A 23,456-nucleotide genomic window follows, 5' to 3' on the forward strand; every position below is an offset into this window, starting at 1 on the left:
GGCCTACCTCCTCACAATTCTGTACAGCAGAGACTCAACCTCCTCGACACTAATAGCTGAAAGATTATAGGAGGAGCGGATCCTACTTCTCGTCTCTTGATCAACATCTACCAAGACCAGAAAGACTTGATCTGGGCCGAGACCCATTTCGGAGGCGAGCCAAGAGTACTTCTCTATACAGTCTCTATAGCTGCCGGTCTTCGACTCTATCCAGTAGAATCGGTTGTTAATGTGGAAGAAGAGATCGATCTCAAAGTCGCTACCGTCGGGCAAAGTAACTTTCTCATTTGCGATGTAGGAAAAATCGATCTTCTGTCCCTGCTCTCTAGCAAACTTGATCAGTTGCCGTTTGACATATCTCTCCAGCCAATCTCCAGATAGGAACTTGATTGCCTCTGTAGACTTGCTTAGCTTTACCCTCAGGTTTTTGGAGGATTTTGAGTAGTTATATTCCTCCAAGAAATTAACCTTATGTAGAGCGGAAGCAAGTTGGCAGCTATAACTTATCACTTCCGGGGAGTTGCCTTTTAAGCAAAGAGTTAAGGCCTTTTCTTCTCCAATGCCAGATTTAATTTCTTTGTAAAGCTTCTCGATCAGCGAGTACCTCTGACCCATAAGGTTTGATATCCAGTTCAGCTTGTTATCGAGTTCTCCTTCTGCATCGTTACTAGATGGGATCAGGTTCTTCATCATTATGTTCCTAGAACACAGAAATACCCCTATTTTCACCTGTTCAAGGCTAATCGTCCCTGGCGGCAAACTCTTGAGTCGCGCGCCAGCAGTTCGCTCGTTAGTTTCCTTCGTCTTTTGAAGGCTAGAACTTGAGCTTAGATTCTGGGAAATTTTTTCTGTACTTTCTAATAGCCTGCTCAGGATATTCTTCTGGTTACTTATGTTCTTAACTAGCTGACTTCTGTACTCAGCTAAATGCTGAAGGAAGTTTTGGTAACTTTCGGACAGACTTTCTGAGATATGAAGTTTGAAGCCCTCAAGATCAGCTTGTAACTTTCTTAGAATCTCATCCAGTAACTGACTATTAGCTCTTTGAGTGAGCCTACAGGTATAAACGCCCAGGCAGAAACCAATAGCCAATCCAATTAGAAGACCTAAAAGCAGAGTCATCTTCCCTTGATCCTATTTTCTTTAACCTAACTCAGGAGTTGTGAACAGCTAGGAAGATTTTAAAGCATTGCTACCTCCTGCTTACTCTTGAGCCAGAAGGGATCCCAGCCAGCCCTGCTGGAGCGCTTTCTGGGCGGGAGTGAGCTCAGGCAAGGCCTCCAGGGTGTACACATCCGGGCGGGGTGGATCCAAGGGGATCCAAAAGTGCTTTAACTGATTGCCTTGGAAGACGCTAAGACAAATGGTTTGGTGGGGCTGGTAGGCCGCCAAGCGTTCTGGCAAGTTGGCAGCGCTTACCCGGAAGCCATCCAAGGCCACCAACTCATCGCCAGCCCAGATGCCGGCTTTTTGAGCGGGGGATCCCATCTCGACGGCGCTGATGCGATTGCCTTCGCCGTTGAAGTTGAGGCCCAGGTAGGGGGGAGGGTTGGGTCGGCTGAAGTGAACCTTGAGGGTGAGGCCAAAGGGGTGGAGGTAGGCGTTGTAGTCTAGCTCTTCCGTGCCGTCCACATAGGCGGCGAAAAAGGGGCTGAGATCGGCGCCGGCTGCCCGCTCAAACGCCTCTTGCAAGTCTTGGTTGCTGTAGCCTTTCTCTGTCCGACCAAAGCGCTGCCACAGATCCCGCAGGGCCGTGTCCAGGGATCCCTGCCCCCCTGAGAGGTGGCGAATGTGCAGATCTAGCAGCCAGCAGACCAAAGCGCCCTTTAGGTAATAGGAAACCTGGCTGTTGAGGCTATTTTCGTGGGGACGGTAGAGCTTGATCCAGGCGTCGAAACTGGATTCTCGCAGCGATTGTACGGCTCGACCTGGAGTGCGCTGCAGCCGGCCAATTTGCTCGGCCAGGATCTTTAAAAAATCTTCGGCGCTGAGGATCCCTGCCCGCAGCAAGATGACATTTTCGTAGTAGCTGGTTGCCCCCTCGCAAAACCACAGACAGTCCACGTAGTTTTCTTGGTTGTAGTTAATTTTCTCCAAAGCCAGAGGGCGCAGCCGCTTGACGTTCCAAGCATGGAAAAGCTCATGGGCCAGCAGCGCCAAAAAGCGGCGGTAGGAGTGGGGCTGATGCAGCTCCAGTCCAGAATAATTGAGGGTGGCACTGTACTTGTGCTCCAGGCCGCCAAATCCCCCGGCTGACAAATGCACAATAAACCAGTAGCGGTCGTAGGGCAGCTCGCCAAAAAACGCCGCCGTGGCCCGGACAATTTTCTCGGCATCGGCCACCGCTTGCTCCAAATTTAGGGTGCCCGCTCCCCAGACCACGAAGTAGTGAGGGATCCCTTCCACCGCAAACGACCGCAACTGGTGCAGGCCCACCTCCACCGGGCTATCCACCAGCTCGTCGTAGTCTGCCGCCACAAAAGACTGGCCGGAAGCAGCATCCTCAGAAGAAGACCTCAAAGGTCGCAAACTGGTGGCGACGTGCCAGTCGGGTTTGGGAGGGATTATCGTCAAGGTGTAGGGCTCCCGCTCGCGACCGGGCACGTAGAGAAAGAGCGCCGCCCCGTTGAAGTAGGCGTGGGTGAGATCCAAATGGTTGGTGCGCACCGTCAGCTCGTAGGCGTAGACCCGATAGCGGATCGCGACAGCCGAACAGCGGGGCGGCTCGATCTCCCAAGTGTGCTTATCTACCTTCCGCCAGGCCAAAGGGATCCCTTGCTCCGTTGCTGCCTGAAACTCTTGCACATGGCGGGCATATTCCCGCACCAGGTAGGATCCCGGCGTCCACACCGGCAGCCGCAGTTGCAGAGGTACTTCTGGATCCACCTCTTGGATCTGTAGTTCCACCTCCAAAAGGTGATTGGCCGGCTCCGGCATCCGCACCGTGAAATGCTGACGGCTTAGCTGAGAAGGGGCGGCAACCCCACCCTGCGCGATCCCCATATAACTTTCCTCGCACCTCCCGCCTGCACCGTCCCAAAACAGTGCGCTAGAGGCATATCTTGGACAGGAGACAAGACTTCAAAGATGTAGCTCCTGCTACAAAGATATCCAAGCAGAGTCTTTTAGCTTAGGATAATCTTGCCGCCGAGGTCATTTTTGAGTCAAGGGTGGCTTGGGTCAATAGCGGGCAGCTCAACCCCGGCACTCCTGGCTGATCTTGTTGGGTTGATTCTAAGGGATAAACTGACCTTAAAAGGTTGAAGAATATGGCAGTGGCCATTGCAGAAAAATCTCTGGTTGCAGCCTTCAAACAGTTGGGAGGGCCTCACCATCCTCCGGTTATCGAAACGTTTGAGCGCGGTAAGACCATCTTCTTTCCTGGGGATCCGGCGGAGCGGGTTTACTTTTTGGTGAAAGGAGCTGTCAAGCTCTCGCGGGTCTACGAAATGGGGGAAGAAATTACCGTCGCTCTCCTGCGGGAAAACAGCATCTTTGGGGTGCTCTCCTTCATCACGGGGCAGCGCTCCGACCGCTTCTATCACGCGGTGGCCTTTACCCGCGTCGAGCTGCTCTCTCTGCCCATCGAACAGGTGGAAAAATCCTTGCGGGAGAACGCTGAGCTCTCCATGTTGCTCCTCAAGAGCCTGTCTTCCCGCATCTTGCAGACGGAGATGATGATCGAGACGCTGGCCCACCGCGACATGGGATCCCGTCTGGTCAGCTTTCTACTGATCCTCTGCCGCGACTTCGGGGTGCCCGGCCCCAATGGAGTCACCATCGATCTCAAGCTATCCCACCAGGCCATTGCGGAAGCGATCGGCTCCACTCGCGTCACCATCACTCGTCTGTTGGGGGAGCTGCGCAAGAAGAACTACATTTCCATCCACAAGAAAAAGATCACCGTCCACGACCCAATGCAGCTTGGCCATCGCTTTGTCTAGGGGGAGAAGCTGCCCCTAGGGCCGTTTCCAGGAATTTACCAGTCGGGACAATCCCTCCCTCTGGGAGAGGAGTAGCCGTGCCACCAGGGCAGGGCAGCGACGAGGGAACCTCCCCTCAACCACCAGGGGCTGAGAGCGATCCTTGGGGGGAGGCTTGCTGCTGGGCCAGAGCAGCCAAGATCTTTTCCCCCATTTCCCGACAGCCGACGAGGGTCATCCCCTCAGAGTAGATGTCGGCAGTGCGGTAGCCCTGGGCCAAAACCGCCTCGACGGCCTGTTCGATGCGGTCGGCAGCCTGGGGCTGATCCAAGGAGTAGCGCAGCAGCATTGCCCCGGAGAGCACCTGGGCAATGGGGTTGGCCTTGTCTTGTCCGGCAATATCTGGGGCTGACCCGTGTACGGGTTCGTACACCCCAGGGCCAGAGGATCCCAAAGAGGCAGAGGGCAACATGCCGATGGACCCGGTCAGCATCGCCGCCTCGTCGGAGAGGATATCCCCGAAGAGGTTCTCCGTGAGAATGACGTCAAACTGCTTGGGCCAGCGCACCAACTGCATGGCAGCATTATCGACGTACAGGTGGGACAGCTCCACGTCGGGGTACTCAGCCGCAATGGCGGTAACCCGCTCCCGCCACAGTTGTGACACTTCCAGGACATTGGCTTTATCCACCGAGCAGAGCTTGCGCCGGCGTTTGCGGGCCAGTTCAAAAGCCACACGGGCAATGCGATCCACCTCCGCCTCGCTGTAGGCCATGGTGTTCACACCCCGCCGGGATCCCTTGGCATCTGTGAAGATCCCTTTGGGTTGGCCGAAGTAGATGCCGCCGGTGAGCTCCCGCACCACCACCAGGTCGATCCCGGCAACCACCTCCGGCTTGAGGGAAGAGGCCTGCACCAGTTGCGGAAAGATCTTCACCGGGCGCAAGTTGGCAAACAGCCCCAGGCCCGCCCGCAAGCCCAACAAAGCCCGCTCAGGGCGCTTCTCCCGCGGCAGGGTGTCGTACTTAAAGTCGCCAACTGCCGCCAAGTAAACAGCATCGCTCTCCTGGGCCATTTTCAAGGTCTCTGGCGGCAAGGGATCCCCCGTGGCTTCGTAGGCGGCCCCGCCAATCAAGCCCTCCTGCCACTGGAGGGAAAACCCCACCTGAGCGGCAACCGCATCCAAAACCGCCCGCCCCACCTGCATGATTTCAGGACCGATCCCATCTCCGGCCAGGGCTGTAATCCGATAGGTTCGGATAGCAGAGGAAGGAACGCTCATGGGCGGTCACAGCAAAAGAATGCGTAGCGATATTACCATCCCTTGGCCCCCAGGTTTGCCGAAAAGTCCCCCACGTCCAAAAAAAGTGCAGCCCGGCCACCGGCCTGCTGCACTCAGAGTTATCAAGCCGATATTCTGCCCTCTAGAACAGGCCCAGGGTGACCCACTTATCCAGAGGCAAGGTGGCGCCAATGCCCAAATAGAGGGTGACCAAGGTGCCGATCAAAAACACCGTCGTCGCCACGGGGCGGCGCAGCGGATTCTGAAACTTGTTGACGTTTTCGATGAAAGGCACAAACAGAAGGCCGACCGGAATGGCCGACATCAGGGCAATGCCCAAGAGCTTGTTGGGAGCAATGCGCAAAATGTGAAACGCGGGGTAGAGATACCACTCCGGCAGAATTTCCAGCGGCGTGGCAAAGGGATCCGCCGGCTCGCCGACACCCGCCGGATCCATGACCGCCAGGCCGACAATCACCCCAATAGTGCCCAGGATCACCACCGGGAACATAAAGAGCAAATCGTTGGGCCAAGCGGGCTCCCCGTAGGTCATGTGGCCCATGTTCTTCTTCAGCTTGGCCAAAACTTTGGGATTGTCTAGGTCAACTTTGCGGGTAATCGCCTCGGTTGCTATCACTTGCTTTGAGACCGGCATAGCCATTCTCCTTGTCTAGGGCAAAAGTTCTGAAAAGATGCATCCAGGGTGCCCGGCTCACAAGAACCGGTTTGGGATCACAAAGGCCCGGAGATGCCCTGGCGGCGGATCATCAGAAAGTGCATCGTCATGAAGACCGCCGTCAGCCAAGGCAACACAAAGGTGTGCAGGCTGTAGAAACGGGTGAGGGTGGCTTGGCCAACTGCCTCGCCGCCGCGGATAAGCTGGACCAGGGCATCCCCCACCACCGGAATGGCACTGGGCACCCCGGAGACGATCTTGACTGCCCAATAGCCCACCTGATCCCAAGGCAGGGAGTAACCGGTAACCCCAAAGGAAACCGTCAGTACCGCCAAGATCACGCCGGTTACCCAGGTCAGCTCGCGCGGCTTCTTGAACCCCCCCGTCAGGTAAACCCGGAAGGTGTGTAGAATCATCATCAACACCATCATGGAAGCACTCCAGCGGTGGATGGAGCGCAGCAGCCAGCCGAAGTTGACCTGGGTCATGATGTAGTTGACCGATTCAAAAGCCTCGGCCACCGTTGGACGGTAGTAAAAAGTCATGGCAAAGCCGGTGGCAAACTGAATGAGGAAGCACACCAGCGTGATGCCGCCGAGGCAGTAGAAGATGTTAACGTGGGGCGGAATGAATTTTCCGGTTGCGTCATCGACGAAAGGCGTGATCTCCAGCCGCTCGTCTAGCCAGTCGTAAACTTTGCTCATGATGCCTGCAATTTTTAGAGTTGGATATCCAGGGCGGGGCGGGCCCACTCCCTATAGCACTGTAACACAATTCGTTAACACGATCATGAAGTCGGGCTCAGCTTTGAGACAGGGATCCCTACACCAACAGCCCAAACGCCTGCTGATGTCTCATCTTGTTCACGTTTCTTAGTATTTCTTAGCTTCTTCTTCAGTTTGGGATCCGATGATTGCGCAGAAGCCGAGATCTGGGGAAAGCAGTTGCAGAGGGTTGGGGATCGGATGGGGGTTACGCCAGGCTGTCCGAGTTTTGTTGCTAGGGTGCCTGCTCTGGGCGAGTTTGGGCATTGGCGCCTGTCAGGTGCAGGCCAGCCGCTGGGGGGAAGAGCAGCAACTGCTGGCGCAGGCGTGGGCCTATGTGGATCGGGCCTACGTGGATCCGGGTTTCAACGGACAGAACTGGTGGCAGGTGCGCCAGCGCTTTCTCTCTCGGCCCCTGAAGGATCGGCAAGAGACCTACCGGGCCATCGAGGAGATGCTGGCAACTCTGGGGGATCCCTACACCCGCTTTTTGGACAGGGAGCACTACCTCAGCCTGCAGACTTCCACTGCTGGCGAGTTGAGCGGCGTCGGCCTCCAGATTGCCATCGACGGGCAGGGGGCAGTACGGGTCATCGCCCCAATGGAGGGGACTCCTGCCGAGCGGGCCGGGATCCAACCTCAAGATGAGATCCTGGCGGTGGATCAGGTGCCAGTGGCAGGGCTGAGCTTGGATGAGGTGGCAGAACGCATGCGCGGCCCCAGCGGCACAACCGTTAGCCTACGGCTAAGGCGGCAGGAGCGCATCTGGGAGGTGGAGCTGGTGCGGCAGTCCATCCTGATCAACCCGGTGCGCACCGGTTTTTTCAAGCTGCCCCAGGGGGAGGTAGCCTACATCCGCCTCAGCCAGTTTAACGGCAATGCCGCCGCTCAAGTGCGTCAGGCCATCCAGGCCGCAGAAGCGCGAGGAGTGCGGGGCTACATCCTCGATCTGCGCAACAACCCCGGAGGGTTACTGCAGGCGGCCATTGAGATTGCTCGCTTTTGGATCCCCAAAGGCGACATCGTGCGAGTGACGGATCGCTACGGCATTCAGGACGGCATTCCCGCCACCGGCGAAGTCCTCACGGCAGCCCCCCTGGTCGTCTTAGTGAACCAGGGCAGTGCCAGCGCCAGCGAAGTCTTGGCGGGGGCGTTGCAGGACAGCGGACGGGCACAACTGGTGGGAACGCGCACCTTCGGCAAGGGGCTGATCCAATCCCTGCTGGAGCTGGCGGACGGCTCGGGGCTGGCCGTGACCACTGCCAAATACCTCACCCCCAACGGCCACGACATTCATCGCCAAGGGATCCAGCCCGATGTGGAGGTGGCCGCGGGCCCTGTTCCCCTGACGGCAGAAAGCCTGGGCGGCCCTGAGGATGGGCAGTTGCAGCGGGCTTTGGAAGTGTTGGGGGCGACTTTGTCGGTGGCCCAGGGGATCCCAGCGGCAGCTAACACCTGAGGGGGAGAAGGGGAGTGCCTGTTTGTCTGCGATTCGTTTTAGGATCGGGTTTAGCCGTCCACTTGGCCCTGCTCTCGATCCCTCTGGCATGAATGCCCTGCAAAAATTTCACCACTTCTTCAACTGCTGCATTGGCGCCTGGCACACCGAGCGCACCTACCACTATTTGGATCGAGGGGAGGTGGAGCGTTCGCGCACCGACTTCACCATTCGCACCCTCACCCCTGAGCTCAAGGAGAAGGTACTGGCCGACAACAACTACCCCAACCACGGTGTGGACGGGTTTTTGGGCTTCCACCTAGCGTTTGAGACGGTTTCCGAAAAAGGGGAGGAGGCTGGGCAAGAGCTAAACATGCTCTTCGTGCCCCGGCGAGAAGGGCCCCGTGGGCTGGAGGGCGACTACTTGCGGGATCGGGCCTATGAGGAAGACCGCCCCATAGTGGCCAGCTTCCGCTTCGATCCCGGATCCCTGCAACTGGTGATGACCACCACCTACACCCGCGTCGTTGCTGTGGATACCATCACCTTGCTTAACCCACGCCTGCGCCTGCGCCAGATCCTCACCTACCAACGACCCCCTCACGGTCAGCCCTTGGAGGAGCTGCTGCTGGTGGGGTTTGGGGTAGAACAAAAGCTTACCTAGGGGGGTTTATCGGTGGATCCGGAGTTGATCCCTCCCGAAGACTTGCGCCTGCCCCAGCATCTGGCCCGGATTGAGGCCAGCTTTGAGCGGGGACAATACCGTCGGGTTCTGGAACAGGTGAAACAGGCCCAAAGCCGCTACCCGCAAGCGGGCAAGCTGCGGCTCTGGCAGGCCCTGGCCGAGGAGGCCCTTGGAGAGACCCAGGAGGCGATCCGCTTGGCGCAAACCTTGCTGGGCAACCCGGATCCGGAAGTGGCTCAACAGGCCCGCTACGTGTTGGGCATCTGGCAGGCTCCGCGTCTGCGGCGACCAGCAGAGTGGTTGCTCGAAATCCCAGATCTCAGCCATCTGGAAGAGGCCGAGCCAGGGGAACGCCGTCTGGTCTATGAGCGCCCCCGCCGCCCAGCTTCCCTGCCAAAAGTCGCCGATCCCATCCGCCGCGAGGCTGCTCCCCCCTTGAATACCCAACGGCTGACGTGGGTGTTGATCGGGATCCTTTTCGCCCTGCTAGCGGTGATGGCCTGGCTGCCCTAGCCCAGCCCTGGGTCGGCGCAGAGACAGGCTGCCTGACCCAAAAGCAGCAACAGCCGCCCTCGTCGCCCCCGAGTTGAAGAGAGATACTGGGAATAGGGATGGCTGTAACCCTTGGCTGCAGATGCTGGGCGAGCGTCCCAGTTGGATCCCGGGCAACAGTAGGTAACCAGCGGAGGTTGAGAGTGGCTACACAGACATTGGTCATCGATGCAGTAGAGCAGTTGGGCTTGCGGGTCACTCTGGGAGATATTGCCTCCAGCACAGGCCTGGCCCTAGAGGAGGCCAAACAGGAGTTGCTGAAGTTAGCCCAAAAGGCTGGGGGGCATCTCCAGGTTTCGCGGCAGGGGGAGATTGCCTACGTTTTCCCGCCCGACTTTCGCGACATTCTCAAGCGCAGGGAGCAGCAGGATCGGCTGGCAGCCTTGCGACGCAAGCTGTGGGGCGGCTTTCTCTACGGGCTGCGCATCTCCTTCGGCATCCTGTTGGTGGTGTCGATTATCCTCATCACCCTGGCGTTGATAGCTCTGCAGATGGCCAGCAGTCGTGAAGAGGGCAGCGGCAGTCGCAGTCGCTCGCGCGAGGTGGGGTTCTTCTACTTCCCCAACCTTTGGGTGGGCAACCCCTTCTGGAGTCCCTACCCCTACTATGGGGGCTATTCCGGTCGGGCGCAGCCCCGCCGGGAAAAATCGGAGATGAACTTTTTGGAGGCGGTGTACAGCTTCCTGTTTGGGGACGGGGATCCCAACGCCAACCTGGAAGAGGAGCGCTATGCCTTGATCGGCCAAGTGATCCGCGCCAACGGGGGGGTGATCGCCGCCGAGCAGGTGCTGCCCTACCTGGATGTGGAGCCGGGATCCCCGGCCCTAGAATACGAAGACTATATGCTGCCCATTCTGCTCAAGTTCGACGGCCAGCCGGAGGTAAGCGAGGACGGCGATATCGTCTATCGCTTCCCAGAGCTACAGGTGGCCGCCTCAGAGCGCCGCTCCAAGAAGATCCCGGAGGTGTTGCAAGAAAAACCCTGGGTGTTTAGCCGCGCCACCCCTGAGCAACTGACCCTAGCTGCTGGCTTGGGTGTGCTCAATTTCCTCTTGGCGGCCATTCTCTACGGGGCGCGGGAGGAGGTGGCAGCCGCCGCTGGCAGCAACGCCTTTTTGGCGTTTATCTACCCGCTGATTGGATTCCTCTTTCTCTACGGCACGCTGTTTTTGGCAGTGCCTGCAGTGCGGTGGCTGACGTTGCAGTTCCGCAACCAGGGGGTGGAGCGCCGCAATCGCATCCGGCGGTTCTGGCAAGAGCGGCTGAAGCGTCCCTCCGAGGCGCTGCTGCGCAAGCTCGACTTTGCCCGCCGCTTCCGCCGCCAAGAAGTGGTGCGGGAGTCGGACACCATCTACTCTACGGAGCGGGATCTGATCGAGCAGCGGGACTACCGGCTGGACGAGCCGGCCTTTCGCCAGCTTTTGCAGCAGGAGCAACCCCTGGAAAGCAAGTCGGAAGAGGTGCCCCGGCCTCGTCTCTAGCGAGGGGTTGAGGCCTGCCCAAGGGTCTTATCGAGCCATGGCCACTGCCAGTAGCGCGCAAGGCAAGCAACAGGATGGGAGGCAGGGGGGCCTGGTCCGCCTGGGGATCGACGTGGGAGGCACCTTCACGGATCTGGTGCTCCTCCAGGAAGGCCAGATCCGGACAGCCAAGGTGCTCTCCACCCCCAGCCCAGAAGCGGGGGTCTTTGCCGCCCTGGACAAGCTGGGCCCAGTTGAGGTGGACGTGTTCTGCCACGGCATGACGGTGGCCACCAACGCCCTCTTGGAGCGCAAGGGATCCCCCACCCTGTTTCTGACCACGGCGGGCTTCCGGGATGTGCTGGCCATTGGTCGCCAAAACCGCCCTTCCCTTTACGACCTCACCCAGCCCAAGCCAGAGCCGGTGGTGCCCCGCCACCACTGCCTGGAGGTGAAGGAGCGCTGCAGCGCCGGCGGCGTGGTCGAGCCGCTGACGGAAGAGGAAATCCAGCGCGTCCTCCGGGAAGTGGGCGAGCGGGTAGAGCGGGATGGGATCCGTGCCGTGGGGGTGGGATTCTTGTTTTCTTTCCTCTACCCGGAGCACGAGCAGCGCCTGGGGGCGGCCCTGAGAGAGGCTTTCCCCGACTTGCATGTTTCCCTCTCCTGCGAAGTGGCGCCGGAGTTTCGGGAATACGAGCGCTTTAGCACCACGGCCATTGATGCCTACCTCAGCCCGGTGCTGGCGGGCTACCTGCACCGCTTGGCGCAGGGCTGCCGGCAGCGAGGGATCCCCGAACCCCTGATCATGCAATCCTCCGGCGGCGTCACTTCCATTGCCCAGGCAGCGGCTCATGCCTCGGTGGCGCTGCTTTCGGGGCCAGCGGGCGGCGTTTACGGGGCGGCCTACCTGGGCTGGCTGAGCGGCTATTCCCATCTGCTCAGCTTCGATATGGGGGGAACCAGTACCGATGTGGCCCTCATTCAAGACGGCCTCCCTCAGGTTACCCCGTCAGCGGTGGTGTGCGGCCTGCCGGTGCAACAGCCCCAGATCGACATCCATACCGTCAGCGCCGGGGGCGGATCCCTGGCCTCGCTGTTGCCGGGCGGGGGGCTGCAGGTGGGGCCGGAGAGTGCCGGCTCCAACCCTGGGCCGGCCTGCTATGGGCGGGGAGGAACGGCTCCCACGGTAACCGACGCCAACCTCTGGCTGGGCTACTTGCCGGATGGGGGCTGGCTGGGGGACGCTGTTTGCCTACGGCGGGACTTGGCCGGCCAGGCCATCGGAACGCTGGCGGAGCCCTTGGGTTTGACTTTGGAGGAGACGGCTGTTGGCATTCGCACCCTGGCCAATGTGGCCATGGCGCGGGCTTTGCGGGTCATCAGCGTGGAGCGGGGCTTGGATCCCGCCCATTTTGCCCTGCTGGCCTTTGGCGGAGCTGGGCCCATGCATGCCTGTGCTTTAGCAGAAGAGCTGGGGATCCGCCGCATCTTGATCCCGGCCTTTGCCGGTGTCCTCTCGGCGCTGGGCATGGCTTTGGCCGATCTGCGGCGGGACTACCGGCGGGCCATCCTGCAGCCGCTGCAACAGTTGGAGGGGGAAGGGGGAGGATCCCTTTTGGCCCAGTGGGCGGCGCCCCTCATCCGCCAGGCGCAAGCCGACCTGCAGGAGCCGGGGCTCTCCTTCAGCCTCGACCTGCGCTACCGCGGCCAGTCTTTTGAGCTGGAGATCCCGGCCCAGTTGTCGGATCCGGTTTCTCTCTTGGAGCAGCGGTTTCACCAGGCCCACCGCCAGCGCTACGGCTGGCAGGATCCCGACCAAGAGGTGGAGGTGATCCAGCTGCGTCTGCGGGCGGTACAAGCTTTGCCCCCTGTGCCTTTAAAGGCGCCGCCCCCCCTGCCAGGGGATCCCTTCAAGGGGGAGCGCCAGGCCTGGACGGGCGGCCGGATGCGACCGGTCCCAGTCTACGATCGGCGGCGCATGGGGGTGGGGTTTCAACTGGGCGGGCCAGCGATTGTGGAGATGCCGGAGGCTACCGTGGTGATCGAAGCCGGTTGGACGGGCAATATCGACGCCGTGGGAACCCTGATCCTGAGCTGCGGGTGATTCCGTTGCCAGGTGCGGCCCTCGGGAACCCTTCCTCAGCTTGGTTGCCAGCAGTTTTGCAAGGTTTTGAGGTTTTCTCTAAATTGGCAGGGCCCAGGTTATTGCGGCAGGGCGGACGATGGGACTCGAACCCACGAATGGAGGAACCACAATCCTCTGCCTTAACCGCTTGGCTACGCCCGCCAGGATCCTGGGGATCTAGCTTAGCATGGGACAAACAGAACAGAACCGCAAAGATTGAAGCGCCCCAACATGCTGCCCAGAACCGAACTACTGAAAGGAGCGGAGTATCGAGAAACCTTGGCGCGCATTCTGGATCTGGGGGAGCAAGCCCTCAAAACCTGGCAAGTGGTCTGGAGTGACTTTCTCTCCCCGGCAGAAGTAGCCGAGGTACAAAGCCGGTTGCACAACTTGGCCGAACTGCAGGTGATGGCCTGGGGAGGCTATGCCCAGGCAGAGCGGCAACGCCTAGCCCTGGCCCGCCCTGAGGTCAGCCTGGAGGTGGAAGGCGCAGAAGGGATCCCCTTGGCCGCCGTTCAAATCCAAGGAAACTTTCTTTTCGACCCGGCCACCCACCGCGACTTTTTGGGAGCCCTTTTGGCGACGGGAATTGCCCGCGAGAAGGTGGGAGACATCCTCGTGGTGGGCGAATTCGGGGCCCAGGCCATCGTTGTGCCGGAGCTGGTGGACTATCTCAGCCTCAACCTAACCCAGGTGCGCAGCGTGCCCGTCAAGGTCAGCCGGATCCCTCTCAGCCAGTTGAAGGTTCAACCGCCGCGGGTGAAGTCCATCACCAGCGTGGAAGCCTCTTTGCGCCTGGATGCAGTGGCCTCGGCAGGATTTGGCCTGTCTCGCAGCAAGATGGTGGAAGAGATCCAGCGGGGAGAGGTGCGGGTTAATTGGAAGCCGATTACCCAAGCCAGCTACACCGTCGGCCCCCAGGATTGGATTGCCATTCGCGGTCGCGGTCGGCTGCAAATTGAAGAGGTGGCCGAGACGAAAAAGGGCCGCTTTCGCATCCAGATGAAGCGGTATCTCTAGGTTTTTGGAGATCGGCTGCCCGCCTGAGCCGGGGCAAGATCGCGGCTCCTGGCAAATGTTAGGAAAAAGGGAAGAAGGCCCAAGGATAGAGCAAATACTCCAGGTAAAACAACTTCCAGATCAGTTGATAATAGGTGACAATCGCGTCGCGGCAACCCAGATCCAGGCGAACACCATAGCCCAAAAGGATCCCCAACCCCAGCCCATGTCCTAACAGCATCCAGGCGCCCCGGCCCATGAGGAGAAAATAGCTTCCCAAAGCGATAAAGGCTAGGTAACAAGCGGCCAAAATGCCGATGCAAAACTTTGAGATCCGCTCCTGGCCAAAGCGCAACGAAAAGGTGGCAATGGCAAACCGGCGATCCCCCTCCATGTCGGGAATATCCTTGAAAAGGGCGATCACCAGCCCAAAAATAGACATAAACCCTGTCAGAAAAACAATGGGAGCAGAAAGCTCGACTCCCCCCTGCATCAACTGCTGAAAATGGCTGTACAGGCCCAGATTGACGATCAACCCCCGCACACAATAGATACAAGCCGAGGCCGCCAGCGGAAACCGCTTCAACCGCAGGGGGGGCAGGGAGTAGGCCGTGCCGATCCCGTTGCTCAACAGCACCGTCAACAACAGGTACGGGATCCCTGTCAGGGCCAATAGGATGGATGCCACCCCGCAGGCGGCGACGATCCCCACCCCCTGTCGCCAACTCAGGGAGCCGGCGGCCAAGGGCAGATGGGGTTTGTTGATGCGGTCGATCTCGATATCCGTGAGCTGGTTGAGGCCGACAATGTAGACATTGGCCGCCAGACAAGCCACCCAAGCCACGCCCAACTGGGGAAGGACAGCTAGCAGGGCCGTTGGTTCAGCGGCCACGAACCCGGCCAGCAAGTAGAGGCCCAGTAGACTGGCACTGGTGCCGTAGACGGTGTGGGGCCGAGCAAAACGCCAAAGAACCTGCCAATTTGGGGTCATTCTAGCCAGCAGCGATACAGCTCATGGCCCGAAGCCCTCTCGCGGAGAGTGGCTAGGGATGGGGAGAGTCTTTAAGGAGGGCAGCCAGGGCCGACCAGCGGGGATCCACCGGCGGCGGCGCAGCCGCTTCCACCACAATGCCCGGGCAATCGGGGCGACAGGGCAACTGGTGGGGCATCTCCAAATGCAGGTGTTGGTACATCCAGTCTTCGATATCCAGCTCGCCGTTGGGCGGCAGGCTCTCCAGCAGATCCTCTTCGTCCCGCAATTCCAACTCCAGGGGCGGGGGTTCAGGACTGGGCTCCCGAATCAGGATGATCTCCTCAACCTGCAGATGCAGCCGGTGGTTAAACTGCTGCAGGCAGCGGTGACAGGTGAGGGTGACGATGGTGCGGGCCTCGGCGCTCACCTCCAGGAAATGCCCCCGGTGGCTGGCCTGCAGGGATCCCTCCACAGGGGTCAAGCTCTCAAAACCTGGGAAAAACTGCCTAAAGTGAACCTCTTGGGTTTGACCAGGCATCTGCCGCAGGTCGGATAGACGAATTGGCCTCAGCATGACATCCCCCTTCATACGTCTTGGGTAGCAGGGATCCCGGAATCGCCCCTATCGGCAAGAGAGCCGCACAGCCAGCGCCTCCAGGTCAGGGTCGAGAAGAGGCCCGCCGGATCACCAGGCGACGGTCAGGCTCCTTGCCACGGCTGAAAGTTTCCAGATCGGCGTAGGCAGGGTCTTTCAGGAGCGTGTGGATCTGCCGCCGCTCGGCAGCAGAGAGATCGGGAAACTCGTATTCCCGACCACTGGTTCTCACCTTTTCCACCGCGACAGCAACCAAGGCTTTGAGCTCCTGCAAACGGCGCTGACGATAGCCATCCAGATCCAGGATATAGGGCTGCTGTTGGTCTTCTGGCTGGTTGAGGTTGAGAAGGGTGTTGGCCAAATACTGCAACGCATCCAAAACCACCGGGGAGCGCTCTTCCTCGGGGCCGGCTTCTTTGGACGGCGGCAAGGGCGATGCAGGCGCTTTTGAGAGCAACATTTGCTTCTGAGCCGGCGTTAGAGAATCGGCCTCGATTTCGATTATCTCCCCCACCACTCGCACCACCGCCGGGATTCCCATCGCCGCCAGCACCTGCTGCAACCACTGCCTGGCCCGTTCTCGATGTTCGGCAGGAGAAAGCTTGCCCTGGGAAGGCGCAGCGGTTCCCTCAGACTTCTGATGCGATTTTTTGGCGGCGGATCCCTTCACAGATCCCGTAGAGGACTCAGGGCGGCTCATCCTGGGCAGCTTCCAATTCTGAAGAGGTATCAAGCACTCGACCTAAGCCCGCCCCAAGCCAAGCAGCAAGGACTTGCTAGGGCTCAAAGGGCAGGGATTCGCGCCCTCCCCCGGCTGCCTTTGGCTTGGCTGGTCGGTCAACCTCCTTGGCTTCCCCTGTGCTCGCCTGGGCAGCGCGACGGCGCTCCTCTTCCACCAACTGCTGCAAGTTCTCAGGCAACGGCTCCCGCGAGAGCAAGAAGGTTTGCACGGTTTGGAAGATGTTGGAGACAAGAATATAGAGCAAGACCCCAGCCGGCAAGGGGAAGAACAGGAACATCGCCGAGAACAGCACAGGGGTGATGCGGGCCATCGAGCTCTGGCTGGGATCCTCCTGGCCGGCGTTGGTCAGGGATTGGTTCAGGTAAATGGAGACACCGAAAAGGACGATCATGCCGATGATGTCCCAGTGAATGGTGCCATCCGGATCAAAGGCGCCGACGCGGCCTAACTTGTCAATAAACAGAAAGCCCGTGTCAGAGGCCAAGCCCGGGATCGCAACCTCCACCGTCACTTCCCCCGGCTGCAGGGCCAGCAAGGTGCCATCCGGCTGGATCTGGGCCCGCTCTTCTCCTTTGGTGATCTTCCAGGTGGGCTGCAACAGGGTGGGATCCCCGCCCGCCTCTGCCACCAACTGCTCAAAGGGCTTGCCCCCCGGCCCCTGCAGCCTAAACTGCACCTGCTCCCCTACGGCAATCTTGGTGCCCTTGGGCGCCACCAGCACCACCGGCTTGTGTACCGAGTCGGTGACGAAGATGTTCTTGCTGGGGCTGACGTAGGGGGTGGGCACCACCTCTGCCGCCACCTCTGCTGGCAGGATCTGCAGGTTGACATCGTAGGTAACCGCCGCAAAGGGGGATCCCCGCAGCGTGGCAAACAGAGCAAACAGCACCGGCATTTGAATCAAGAGCGGCAGACAACCCCCCAGCGGGTTGACCCCCAGCTCGCTGTACAGTTTGGCCTGGGCCTCGCGCAGCTTTTGCGGGTCATCCCGGTACTTTTCCTGGATCTCTCGCATCCGCCGCTGCATCAGGGGGTTGATCACCTTCATGCGCCGCATGTTGCGGATGGATCCGACGTTGAGGGGGTAGAGGGCAAAGCGGATCACCAACGTCAGGAAGATGATGGCCAGTCCATAGCTGGGCACGATCCCGTAGAAAAAATCCAGGATCGGCAGCATGACGTTGTTGGAGAGAAATCCGACTCCGAAGTCCATGGGGGGTGCTGGCGAACGTCCGTAACCCATTGTAAGGGTTTCCGACCGGCTGACGAGGGCGTTTTCAGAGTTGAAGCGCTCCAATCAGCAAGAGAGACCTGGGCACTTGCCGGCCTCGCCAACCCTCCCCTTCTCCCAGGGGAGACTAGCCAAACGATTTCCCTGCCTTGCCGAGGGAGAGGGGCAGGGCGCGGCGGCATATCAGTGAAAAAGGAGGGGCTGCTTTGCCCCTCCCTCATCGTTCTGGTTAAACTTGGGGCTCTGGCAGCACCCCTTTTCTGGAAGCAAGAGGCGCTCTGGATGAGGATCCCTTTCCCCTGCCGACGGGACTACTTGACCTTGACCGTGGCGCCAGCTTCCTCTAGCTTCTTCTTGATCTCGTTGGCTTCCTCTTTGGGGATCCCTTCCTTGACCGGTTTGGGAGCAGCCTCCACAAGATCTTTGGCATCTTTCAGGCCCAAGCCGGTCAACTCGCGCACCACCTTGAGGACGGCGATCTTCTTATCCGCGGGGACAGCCTCGAGAATGACATCAAAGGCCGTCTGCTCTTCCACCGGTTCAGGCGCCGCTGCCGGCGCCGGCGCCGCTGCTGCTGCCACGGGAGCAGCCATGACCATGCCACCTGCCGGGGCAGCCGCACTGACGCCAAAGGCTTCTTCGATGGCTTTCACCAACTCGGAAGCTTCCAACAAGCTCAACGCTTTCAACTCTTCCAGGATCTTTTGAACACGCTCCGAAGCCATGGTCTTGTCTCCTCAGGGTAACGAAGTGGATAGGGTGGAATCGGGTCGATGAACCCAAGACAGGCCGAGCCCGTCAGGCCGCCTCCTTGTCGGCAATAGCCCGGATGGCCCTTGCCAGGGAGGCCGGGATTTCTTGGATACCGCGGGCCACCTGCGTAGGCACGGCATTGAGCCCAACCGCCAGTCGAGTGGCTACCGACTTGAGGCTGCCCGCCACCTGGGCCATGAGCACCTCCTTGGGCGGCAGCTCGGCGATGGCCTTGGCCTGATCCAAGGTCAGAGATAGCCCCTCGGCAGCGGCGCCGCGGAACTCGGTTTTCTTGGTTTGCTTGGCGAAATCTTGATACGCCTTCAGGGCTGCCGGAATATCGCCCCGGATCATGATAAAGGCCGTCGGCCCTGACAGGAAGGGAAGAATTCCTGCCCAAGCCTTTTGGTCGGCGACAGCCCGCCGCATCAAGGTATTTTTAACAACCATGCAGACAGCATCCGCCTTGCGCAGCTCCGCCCGCAGTTGGTTCATCTCGGAAACGGTCAGCCCCTTGTAGTCGATTACCAGCACCATTTGGCTGGCTTGCAACAGGGAGCGAACTTCATCGACCATCTCCGCTTTTTTCGCTAAAGGTTGCTTGCCCATACGCTCACCTCCTTTGTGGTCACTGGCTCACTGAGAGCCGAACAGGTGTTGCCGTCGGAAGGGGGTATCTGGAGCCGCCAAAGAGAATGCGCCTCAGCCATAGCCGAGACGCATTGAGGCAAGCGTAACCTAGCAGTCCACAACGGGATCCCTTAGCACTCCGCTCAAACCTCGGCAGGACATTAAGCCCCTTGGCCCCTGCTGTCTTCGGCTCGCTATTCGACTGTGGAAAGCTCTTCTCTGCCCAGATCCTCCGGAAAAATGGCCAATTCAAACGGCAAGCAACTGCCTTTGCCCCTTTGCAGCGCCGAAGCAGGCTTAAGCAACCAACTTCAGCTCTCGCAGAGCATTGATGTCAACCTCAATCGAGGGCCCCATTGTAGCACAAACATGTAGAGCTCGCCAATACTTGCCCTTGGCTCCAGGCGGACGGTTGCGATCAATGGACTCCTGCACGGCTTTCAGGTTTTCCAGCAGAGCTTCGACGGGAAACTTGCACTTGCCGAAGATCAAATGCACAATGCCGGTTTTGTCCGCCCGGTACTCCAGCTTGCCGGCTTTGAACTCCTTGATGGCTTGGGCCAAATCCATGGTGACCGTCCCGCCCTTGGGAGAGGGCATGAGGCCGCGCGGCCCCAATAGCCGCCCCAGCTTAGCAACCTGGGGCATCACATCGGGGGTGGCAATCAGCAGGTCGAAGTCGATCACGCCCTTGCCGATCTCCTCGATCAGGTCTTCAAAGCCCACCCGGTCGGCCCCTGCGTTCTGGGCTTCCGTAACCTTCTCGCCGCGGGCAATCACCGCCACGCGAATCTCCTGCCCGGTGCCGCGGGGCAAGACGACGGTGGTGCGCAACTGCTGGTCGGCGTACTTGGGATCGATCCCCAGGCGGATGTGAACCTCCGCCGCCTCGTCAAATTTGGCAGTGGCCGTCTCCTTCATCAGGGCCAGGGCTTCTGCGGGGGGATAGGCAATGGGCTTGACTTTCTCCCGCAAAGCTTGCATACGTTTGGACAGTTTTCGAGCCATAGTTTCTCCTCGGGGTGCTGGCGAGAACTTCTCTCCCCCATAATGGTCTGCCAAAACTTCCAGACAACAAAGACTAGAGATCCTTAAGTCGATCGACAATCAATCAACTATTGTCACCCCCATGCTGCGGGCGGTGCCGGCGATGATCTTCATGGCCGCCTCCACGTCACGGGCATTCAAATCGGGCAGCTTCTGCTCGGCAATCTGGCGCAGTTGCGCCCGCGTCAGGGATCCTACCTTGACTTTGTGGGGCTCACTGGATCCCGACTCAATGCCGAGGGCTTTTTTGATCAACACCGAAGCCGGCGGCGTCTTGAGGACGAAGGTGAAGCTGCGATCCTCGTAAATCGAGATCTCGACCGGCACCACCATCCCGGCTTGATCGGCCGTTTTGGCGTTATATTCCTTGCAGAAGGCCATGATGTTAACCCCGTGCTGGCCCAGAGCCGGGCCGATGGGGGGAGCGGGGGTGGCTTTGCCCGCTTGGATGGCCAGCTTGACCACTGCCACCAGTTTCTTAGCCATGAAACGCGGTTACACCTCTTTGCGCACTTGACCAAACTCTAATTCTACCGGAGTATCGCGCCCGAAAATCGAGATCAAAGCCTTGAGCTTGCCCCGCTCTGGGCTGACATCCACCACCTCGCCGTAAAATCCCTGGAAGGGGCCAGAGAGCACCTCGATGCGATCCCCAGGTGCCATGTCGATCTTGAGGGGCACTTCTTCCACCTCGACGCTGCTGAAGATGCGCTGGACTTCGCTGGGGCTAAGGGGCCGTGGCGTCACATGGCCGCGACCACGACCGTAGGCCCTTCTCTCTTCCGTGCCGACGAAGTTGATCACGTTGGGGGTGGTTTTCACCACCATCCAGGTGTCGTCGTTGAGATCCATGCGCACCAGCACATAGCCGGGAAAAATCTTTTCCTCTTGTTCCTGGCGCTTGCCGGATCGATCGAGCTTGAAGCCCGTCCGCTTCGGGATCACCACCTCGACAATCTGATCTGCCACATCCAGAGCCGCCGCCCGCTGCATCAGGGTGCTTTTGACTTTGTTTTCGCAGCCTGAAGCCACCTGCACGGCGTACCAGCGCAGGTTGCGGCGACCTTGACTTTCGCTTTCTTCCCCCTCCGCCGCCGTGCCCGCAGGCTCTAGGGGCTCGAGGCGGCCCCCCCGGCCTCTCCGCCGCTGCTCTGGCTCTGGGCTCATCACCTCACCTCCTCTCTGTATCTGTCTGTGTGCATGGGCCTCCTCTCCCCAAGTCCTTGGCAGGGGCCATCTGGGGAAAAACCTCACGAGAACAGTTGAGTGGCCAGCCAGCCGAACAGTTGATCGACCAGGTAGATGAACGAGGCGAAGGCCAACACAATCAGTAAAACTCCCACCGATTCGCTAATCAGTTGCTGGCGGCTCGGCCAAACAATTTTGGCCAACTCCGCACGGGTCTCTTGGAGAAAGCCTGGGATCCCTTTAGACTCAGTGGAACTGGAGTGGCCCCGGCTGGCGGGATCCAAACGCTGTTCCGTATCGGCTTTGCTAGAAGAGGTGCTTTTAACCACGGTGGTATCTCCTGATGGATCCCGAAAACGGTGCGCCACCTTTTAGCGCACGCAAGATCGGCTTAGCGATCTTAACAGATCTGTTGAGGGTGGGATCCCTCTCAAGGGTCGGGAGTGGACTCAGGCGTCAGCGCTCTGGGGGAGAGCACCAAAGGGCGGCGGGAGCGGTTGAATTGCTCTACCGCTGCGTCGATCCCGGCTTTGCTGTCCCAACGCGAGGCGGCATTTTGCCGGGAGAGAAACTCGGCGGCCCGCAGGAGGTCGTTCATGTCAATGCTGGTGCCGTCGAACAACTGGACGTTGCGGTCGCGGCGGATGGCCTCGTTGACATCTCCCCTTTGGGCCAGGGCAACTTCGGAGCTGGCCAGGATCCCCAGCAGAAGCAGACCCAGCGCTGCAGGGATCCCAAGCCGGCCAACAGGGGTGAAAGGGGAGCGGAGACGGTTTACAAACATCGATCCTGTTCCTCCACATCGGTGTGCTGCTCGGCCAGTCCCTCTGCCAGCAACTGTTGTTCTTCAGGCGTGAGGGGGCGTTTGGCCAACAGGTCTGGTCGCCTTCGCCAGGTGCGAACCAACTGCTGTTGCAGACGCCAACGGGCGATGGCTCGGTGGTCGCCTGAGAGAAGCACCGGCGGCACCTTGTGCCCTTGGAACTCCGGTGGACGGGTGTACTGAGGATACTCCAGTAGCCCCGTCTCGAAACTTTCGCTCCTCAGCGAATCTATCTTACCAACTGTGCCCGGCAAGAGCCGCACCACGCCGTTGATCAAGGCCAGCGCCGGGATCTCCCCCCCTGTCAGGACAAAATCGCCCAGCGACACCTCGCGGGTGGCCAGGTGTTGGCGGATCCGCTCGTCAAAGCCTTCGTACTGGCCACAGAGCAGGATGAGCTGCGCCTTTTGGGCAAGTTCTTGCAGCAGCGCCTGGTTCAGCGGTTGCCCCTGGGGCGTGAGCAAGATGATCTCGCAGGGATCCAGGCGGGGCAGGGAGGCGACGGCTGCAAAGAAAGGCTCTGGCTTGAGCACCATGCCCACCCCGCCCCCGTAGGGCTCATCATCGACCCGGCGGTGCTTGTCGGTGGCAAAGTCCCGCGGGTTGGTGCAGTGAACCTCGGCAATCCCCTGCTCTAGGGCCTTGCCCACCAGCCCGATGCGCAGCGGCGTTGCAAAAAACTCCGGGAAGAGGGTGATGACGTCGAACCGCACAAGACTTAGGAGGAGGCAGAGGGAGGTTCTGTGCGCAGCCGCTCTAGATCCAGGCGCAAAGACTCGATCTGGTGGATCAGTTCCATCAGCTCGGCCATCTCTTCTTTGGAGATAGGGGCAGAGCCGGCAGGGGAAGCCGTGGTCGGGGGGGTACTCTCAGCAGGAGCGGGCCTCTCGCTGTCTGGAACTGTGGCGGGGGCGTTGGCGGCTGGATCCCTGAGACTTTCAACGTAGCGGACAGCCTCCTGTTCGATCAGCTCCCCCTTTTGCTCCAGTTCTGCTGCCAGTTGTGCCAAGTCCATCGAGAGGCGGTTGAGGTTTTCGGCCCGCTTTTCCGGGTCTTGGAGGATCTCCACCAGGGCAGTGGCCGTGCCGTAAAAGATGTGGCGAGCCCGCGTGAACCAGTCAGAAGAGCGAGAACTCATGGCAGCAGTCAAAGGGGGTGGGGATCTCCATTCTAGGCAATGCCTGGCGGGTATTGCTTGAGGCGCTTGGAATATGAGAACGGGCTCAATCCACGGCGCGAATCTCGCCGCTGTTGAGCCGCTCCACAACCAATTCCAGCAGCTCGTGCTGATACATTTACGCTGAACACTGCTGAGCATTACTGCTCAGCGGTGAAGCGATAGCATTCTGTCCGTTTCCGTTGTCACTACGCGATGCTGACGCGACCGCGCTACTCGGACGGAGTCCAAACAGAAAGGCGGTATCCCGCAAAGCCCTGAGCATAACACCCAGAGCGCCTTGCCAATCTCGTGGTAGCCTATGGTTGCACTTTGGGCATCTAAACACCTTTGCGCCACCCAACTTGGTGTGGATGTGCCCGCACTTGGTACAGGTTTTGCTGGTGTACGCTT

The 23,456-nt window shown here is 59.7% G+C and carries 26 protein-coding genes, 1 tRNA gene and 1 other annotated feature; of the genes, 7 read left to right on the forward strand and 20 right to left on the reverse strand.

All coding sequences use genetic code 11. The features are described 5' to 3' along the window. Positions 1-3: 3 nt before the first annotated feature. The gene (locus SYN60AY4M2_RS13050) at positions 4-1,122 is read right to left on the reverse strand and encodes a hypothetical protein (protein ID WP_099813113.1); all 1,119 of its coding nucleotides are present in this window, start codon (positions 1,120-1,122) and stop codon (positions 4-6) included. Positions 1,123-1,203: 81 nt separating this feature from the next. Then, on the reverse strand, positions 1,204-3,003 hold the full coding sequence (locus tag SYN60AY4M2_RS13055; RefSeq protein ID WP_099813114.1) for a PDZ domain-containing protein: 1,800 nt from the start codon (positions 3,001-3,003) through the stop codon (positions 1,204-1,206). A gap of 266 nt (positions 3,004-3,269) precedes the next feature. On the opposite strand from SYN60AY4M2_RS13055, the gene ntcA reads away from it, so the two are divergent. Continuing rightward, the gene (gene ntcA / locus SYN60AY4M2_RS13060; protein ID WP_099813115.1) at positions 3,270-3,944 is read left to right on the forward strand and encodes a global nitrogen regulator NtcA; all 675 of its coding nucleotides are present in this window, start codon (positions 3,270-3,272) and stop codon (positions 3,942-3,944) included. 115 nt (positions 3,945-4,059) lie between these two features. Here the strand turns inward: ntcA and leuB are convergent, their stop codons facing one another. The 3 genes from leuB to petB all read right to left on the reverse strand — a co-directional run bounded on the left by leuB (position 4,060) and on the right by petB (position 6,585). Continuing rightward, positions 4,060-5,205, reverse strand: coding sequence for a 3-isopropylmalate dehydrogenase (gene leuB, locus SYN60AY4M2_RS13065; protein WP_099813116.1), 1,146 nt, complete (start codon positions 5,203-5,205; stop codon positions 4,060-4,062). A 142-nt stretch (positions 5,206-5,347) separates the two neighbouring features. Continuing rightward, the gene (gene petD, locus SYN60AY4M2_RS13070) at positions 5,348-5,860 is read right to left on the reverse strand and encodes a cytochrome b6-f complex subunit IV (RefSeq protein WP_049749760.1); all 513 of its coding nucleotides are present in this window, start codon (positions 5,858-5,860) and stop codon (positions 5,348-5,350) included. Positions 5,861-5,937: 77 nt separating this feature from the next. Then, on the reverse strand, positions 5,938-6,585 hold the full coding sequence (petB, locus tag SYN60AY4M2_RS13075; RefSeq protein ID WP_011430625.1) for a cytochrome b6: 648 nt from the start codon (positions 6,583-6,585) through the stop codon (positions 5,938-5,940). A gap of 250 nt (positions 6,586-6,835) precedes the next feature. On the opposite strand from petB, the gene SYN60AY4M2_RS13080 reads away from it, so the two are divergent. The 5 genes from SYN60AY4M2_RS13080 to SYN60AY4M2_RS13100 all read left to right on the forward strand — a co-directional run bounded on the left by SYN60AY4M2_RS13080 (position 6,836) and on the right by SYN60AY4M2_RS13100 (position 12,884). Beyond that, positions 6,836-8,104 carry a S41 family peptidase gene (locus SYN60AY4M2_RS13080; RefSeq protein WP_240527858.1) on the forward strand — a complete coding sequence of 423 codons (1,269 nt, stop codon included), beginning with the start codon at positions 6,836-6,838 and terminating at the stop codon, positions 8,102-8,104. A gap of 22 nt (positions 8,105-8,126) precedes the next feature. Then, entirely contained in the window at positions 8,127-8,747 is a 621-nt protein-coding gene (locus SYN60AY4M2_RS13085; protein ID WP_228375241.1) for a phycobiliprotein lyase, read from the forward strand. 12 nt (positions 8,748-8,759) lie between these two features. Next, complete coding sequence (locus SYN60AY4M2_RS13090) at positions 8,760-9,281, forward strand: hypothetical protein (RefSeq protein WP_228375239.1); 522 nt, start codon at positions 8,760-8,762, stop codon at positions 9,279-9,281. Positions 9,282-9,463: 182 nt separating this feature from the next. Beyond that, positions 9,464-10,801: a hypothetical protein gene (locus SYN60AY4M2_RS13095; RefSeq protein WP_041438408.1), complete on the forward strand. Its 1,338-nt coding sequence runs from the start codon at positions 9,464-9,466 to the stop codon at positions 10,799-10,801. 37 nt (positions 10,802-10,838) lie between these two features. After that, a complete protein-coding gene (locus tag SYN60AY4M2_RS13100; RefSeq protein ID WP_099813117.1) occupies positions 10,839-12,884 on the forward strand; it encodes a hydantoinase/oxoprolinase family protein in 2,046 nt (681 codons plus the stop codon). Between the two features lie 110 nt (positions 12,885-12,994). Here SYN60AY4M2_RS13100 and SYN60AY4M2_RS13105 read toward each other — a convergent pair. After that, positions 12,995-13,067 (reverse strand) — tRNA-His (locus SYN60AY4M2_RS13105). 69 nt (positions 13,068-13,136) lie between these two features. On the opposite strand from SYN60AY4M2_RS13105, the gene SYN60AY4M2_RS13110 reads away from it, so the two are divergent. Continuing rightward, positions 13,137-13,925: a photosystem II S4 domain protein gene (locus tag SYN60AY4M2_RS13110; RefSeq protein WP_011430619.1), complete on the forward strand. Its 789-nt coding sequence runs from the start codon at positions 13,137-13,139 to the stop codon at positions 13,923-13,925. Positions 13,926-13,983: 58 nt separating this feature from the next. Here the strand turns inward: SYN60AY4M2_RS13110 and SYN60AY4M2_RS13115 are convergent, their stop codons facing one another. From SYN60AY4M2_RS13115 to SYN60AY4M2_RS13180, 14 genes are all read right to left on the reverse strand, one after another. After that, on the reverse strand, positions 13,984-14,895 hold the full coding sequence (locus tag SYN60AY4M2_RS13115; protein WP_011430618.1) for a homogentisate phytyltransferase: 912 nt from the start codon (positions 14,893-14,895) through the stop codon (positions 13,984-13,986). A gap of 52 nt (positions 14,896-14,947) precedes the next feature. Continuing rightward, the gene (locus SYN60AY4M2_RS13120) at positions 14,948-15,451 is read right to left on the reverse strand and encodes a YceD family protein (RefSeq protein WP_011430617.1); all 504 of its coding nucleotides are present in this window, start codon (positions 15,449-15,451) and stop codon (positions 14,948-14,950) included. An 85-nt stretch (positions 15,452-15,536) separates the two neighbouring features. Next, the gene (locus tag SYN60AY4M2_RS13125; protein WP_240527859.1) at positions 15,537-16,172 is read right to left on the reverse strand and encodes a R3H domain-containing nucleic acid-binding protein; all 636 of its coding nucleotides are present in this window, start codon (positions 16,170-16,172) and stop codon (positions 15,537-15,539) included. A gap of 76 nt (positions 16,173-16,248) precedes the next feature. Continuing rightward, positions 16,249-17,427: a membrane protein insertase YidC gene (gene yidC, locus SYN60AY4M2_RS13130; protein WP_099813119.1), complete on the reverse strand. Its 1,179-nt coding sequence runs from the start codon at positions 17,425-17,427 to the stop codon at positions 16,249-16,251. Positions 17,428-17,756: 329 nt separating this feature from the next. Continuing rightward, positions 17,757-18,170: a 50S ribosomal protein L7/L12 gene (gene rplL / locus SYN60AY4M2_RS13135; protein WP_011430613.1), complete on the reverse strand. Its 414-nt coding sequence runs from the start codon at positions 18,168-18,170 to the stop codon at positions 17,757-17,759. A 73-nt stretch (positions 18,171-18,243) separates the two neighbouring features. Beyond that, on the reverse strand, positions 18,244-18,807 hold the full coding sequence (gene rplJ, locus SYN60AY4M2_RS13140) for a 50S ribosomal protein L10 (RefSeq protein WP_099813120.1): 564 nt from the start codon (positions 18,805-18,807) through the stop codon (positions 18,244-18,246). 73 nt (positions 18,808-18,880) lie between these two features. Further along, positions 18,881-19,036 (reverse strand) — a sequence feature (ribosomal protein L10 leader region). Positions 19,037-19,125: 89 nt separating this feature from the next. Next, entirely contained in the window at positions 19,126-19,836 is a 711-nt protein-coding gene (gene rplA / locus SYN60AY4M2_RS13145; RefSeq protein ID WP_011430610.1) for a 50S ribosomal protein L1, read from the reverse strand. A gap of 99 nt (positions 19,837-19,935) precedes the next feature. After that, positions 19,936-20,361, reverse strand: coding sequence for a 50S ribosomal protein L11 (rplK, locus tag SYN60AY4M2_RS13150; protein WP_011430609.1), 426 nt, complete (start codon positions 20,359-20,361; stop codon positions 19,936-19,938). 9 nt (positions 20,362-20,370) lie between these two features. Then, complete coding sequence (gene nusG / locus SYN60AY4M2_RS13155) at positions 20,371-21,042, reverse strand: transcription termination/antitermination protein NusG (protein ID WP_011430608.1); 672 nt, start codon at positions 21,040-21,042, stop codon at positions 20,371-20,373. Positions 21,043-21,125: 83 nt separating this feature from the next. Then, the gene (gene secE, locus SYN60AY4M2_RS13160; RefSeq protein ID WP_228375513.1) at positions 21,126-21,347 is read right to left on the reverse strand and encodes a preprotein translocase subunit SecE; all 222 of its coding nucleotides are present in this window, start codon (positions 21,345-21,347) and stop codon (positions 21,126-21,128) included. A 146-nt stretch (positions 21,348-21,493) separates the two neighbouring features. Next, on the reverse strand, positions 21,494-21,847 hold the full coding sequence (locus tag SYN60AY4M2_RS13165) for a hypothetical protein (RefSeq protein ID WP_099813121.1): 354 nt from the start codon (positions 21,845-21,847) through the stop codon (positions 21,494-21,496). Next, positions 21,838-22,599: a tRNA (guanosine(37)-N1)-methyltransferase TrmD gene (gene trmD, locus SYN60AY4M2_RS13170; protein WP_011430605.1), complete on the reverse strand. Its 762-nt coding sequence runs from the start codon at positions 22,597-22,599 to the stop codon at positions 21,838-21,840. The genes SYN60AY4M2_RS13165 and trmD overlap by 10 nt, the downstream gene beginning before the upstream one ends. 5 nt (positions 22,600-22,604) lie before the next feature. Next, positions 22,605-23,024: a hypothetical protein gene (locus SYN60AY4M2_RS13175; protein ID WP_049749759.1), complete on the reverse strand. Its 420-nt coding sequence runs from the start codon at positions 23,022-23,024 to the stop codon at positions 22,605-22,607. A gap of 157 nt (positions 23,025-23,181) precedes the next feature. Then, the coding region (locus SYN60AY4M2_RS13180) for a zinc ribbon domain-containing protein (protein ID WP_143597027.1) at positions 23,182-23,456 on the reverse strand (275 nt) is incomplete at its 5' end.

Source organism: Synechococcus sp. 60AY4M2 (assembly GCF_002760375.1).
Taxonomy (GTDB): Bacteria; Cyanobacteriota; Cyanobacteriia; order Thermostichales; family Thermostichaceae; genus Thermostichus.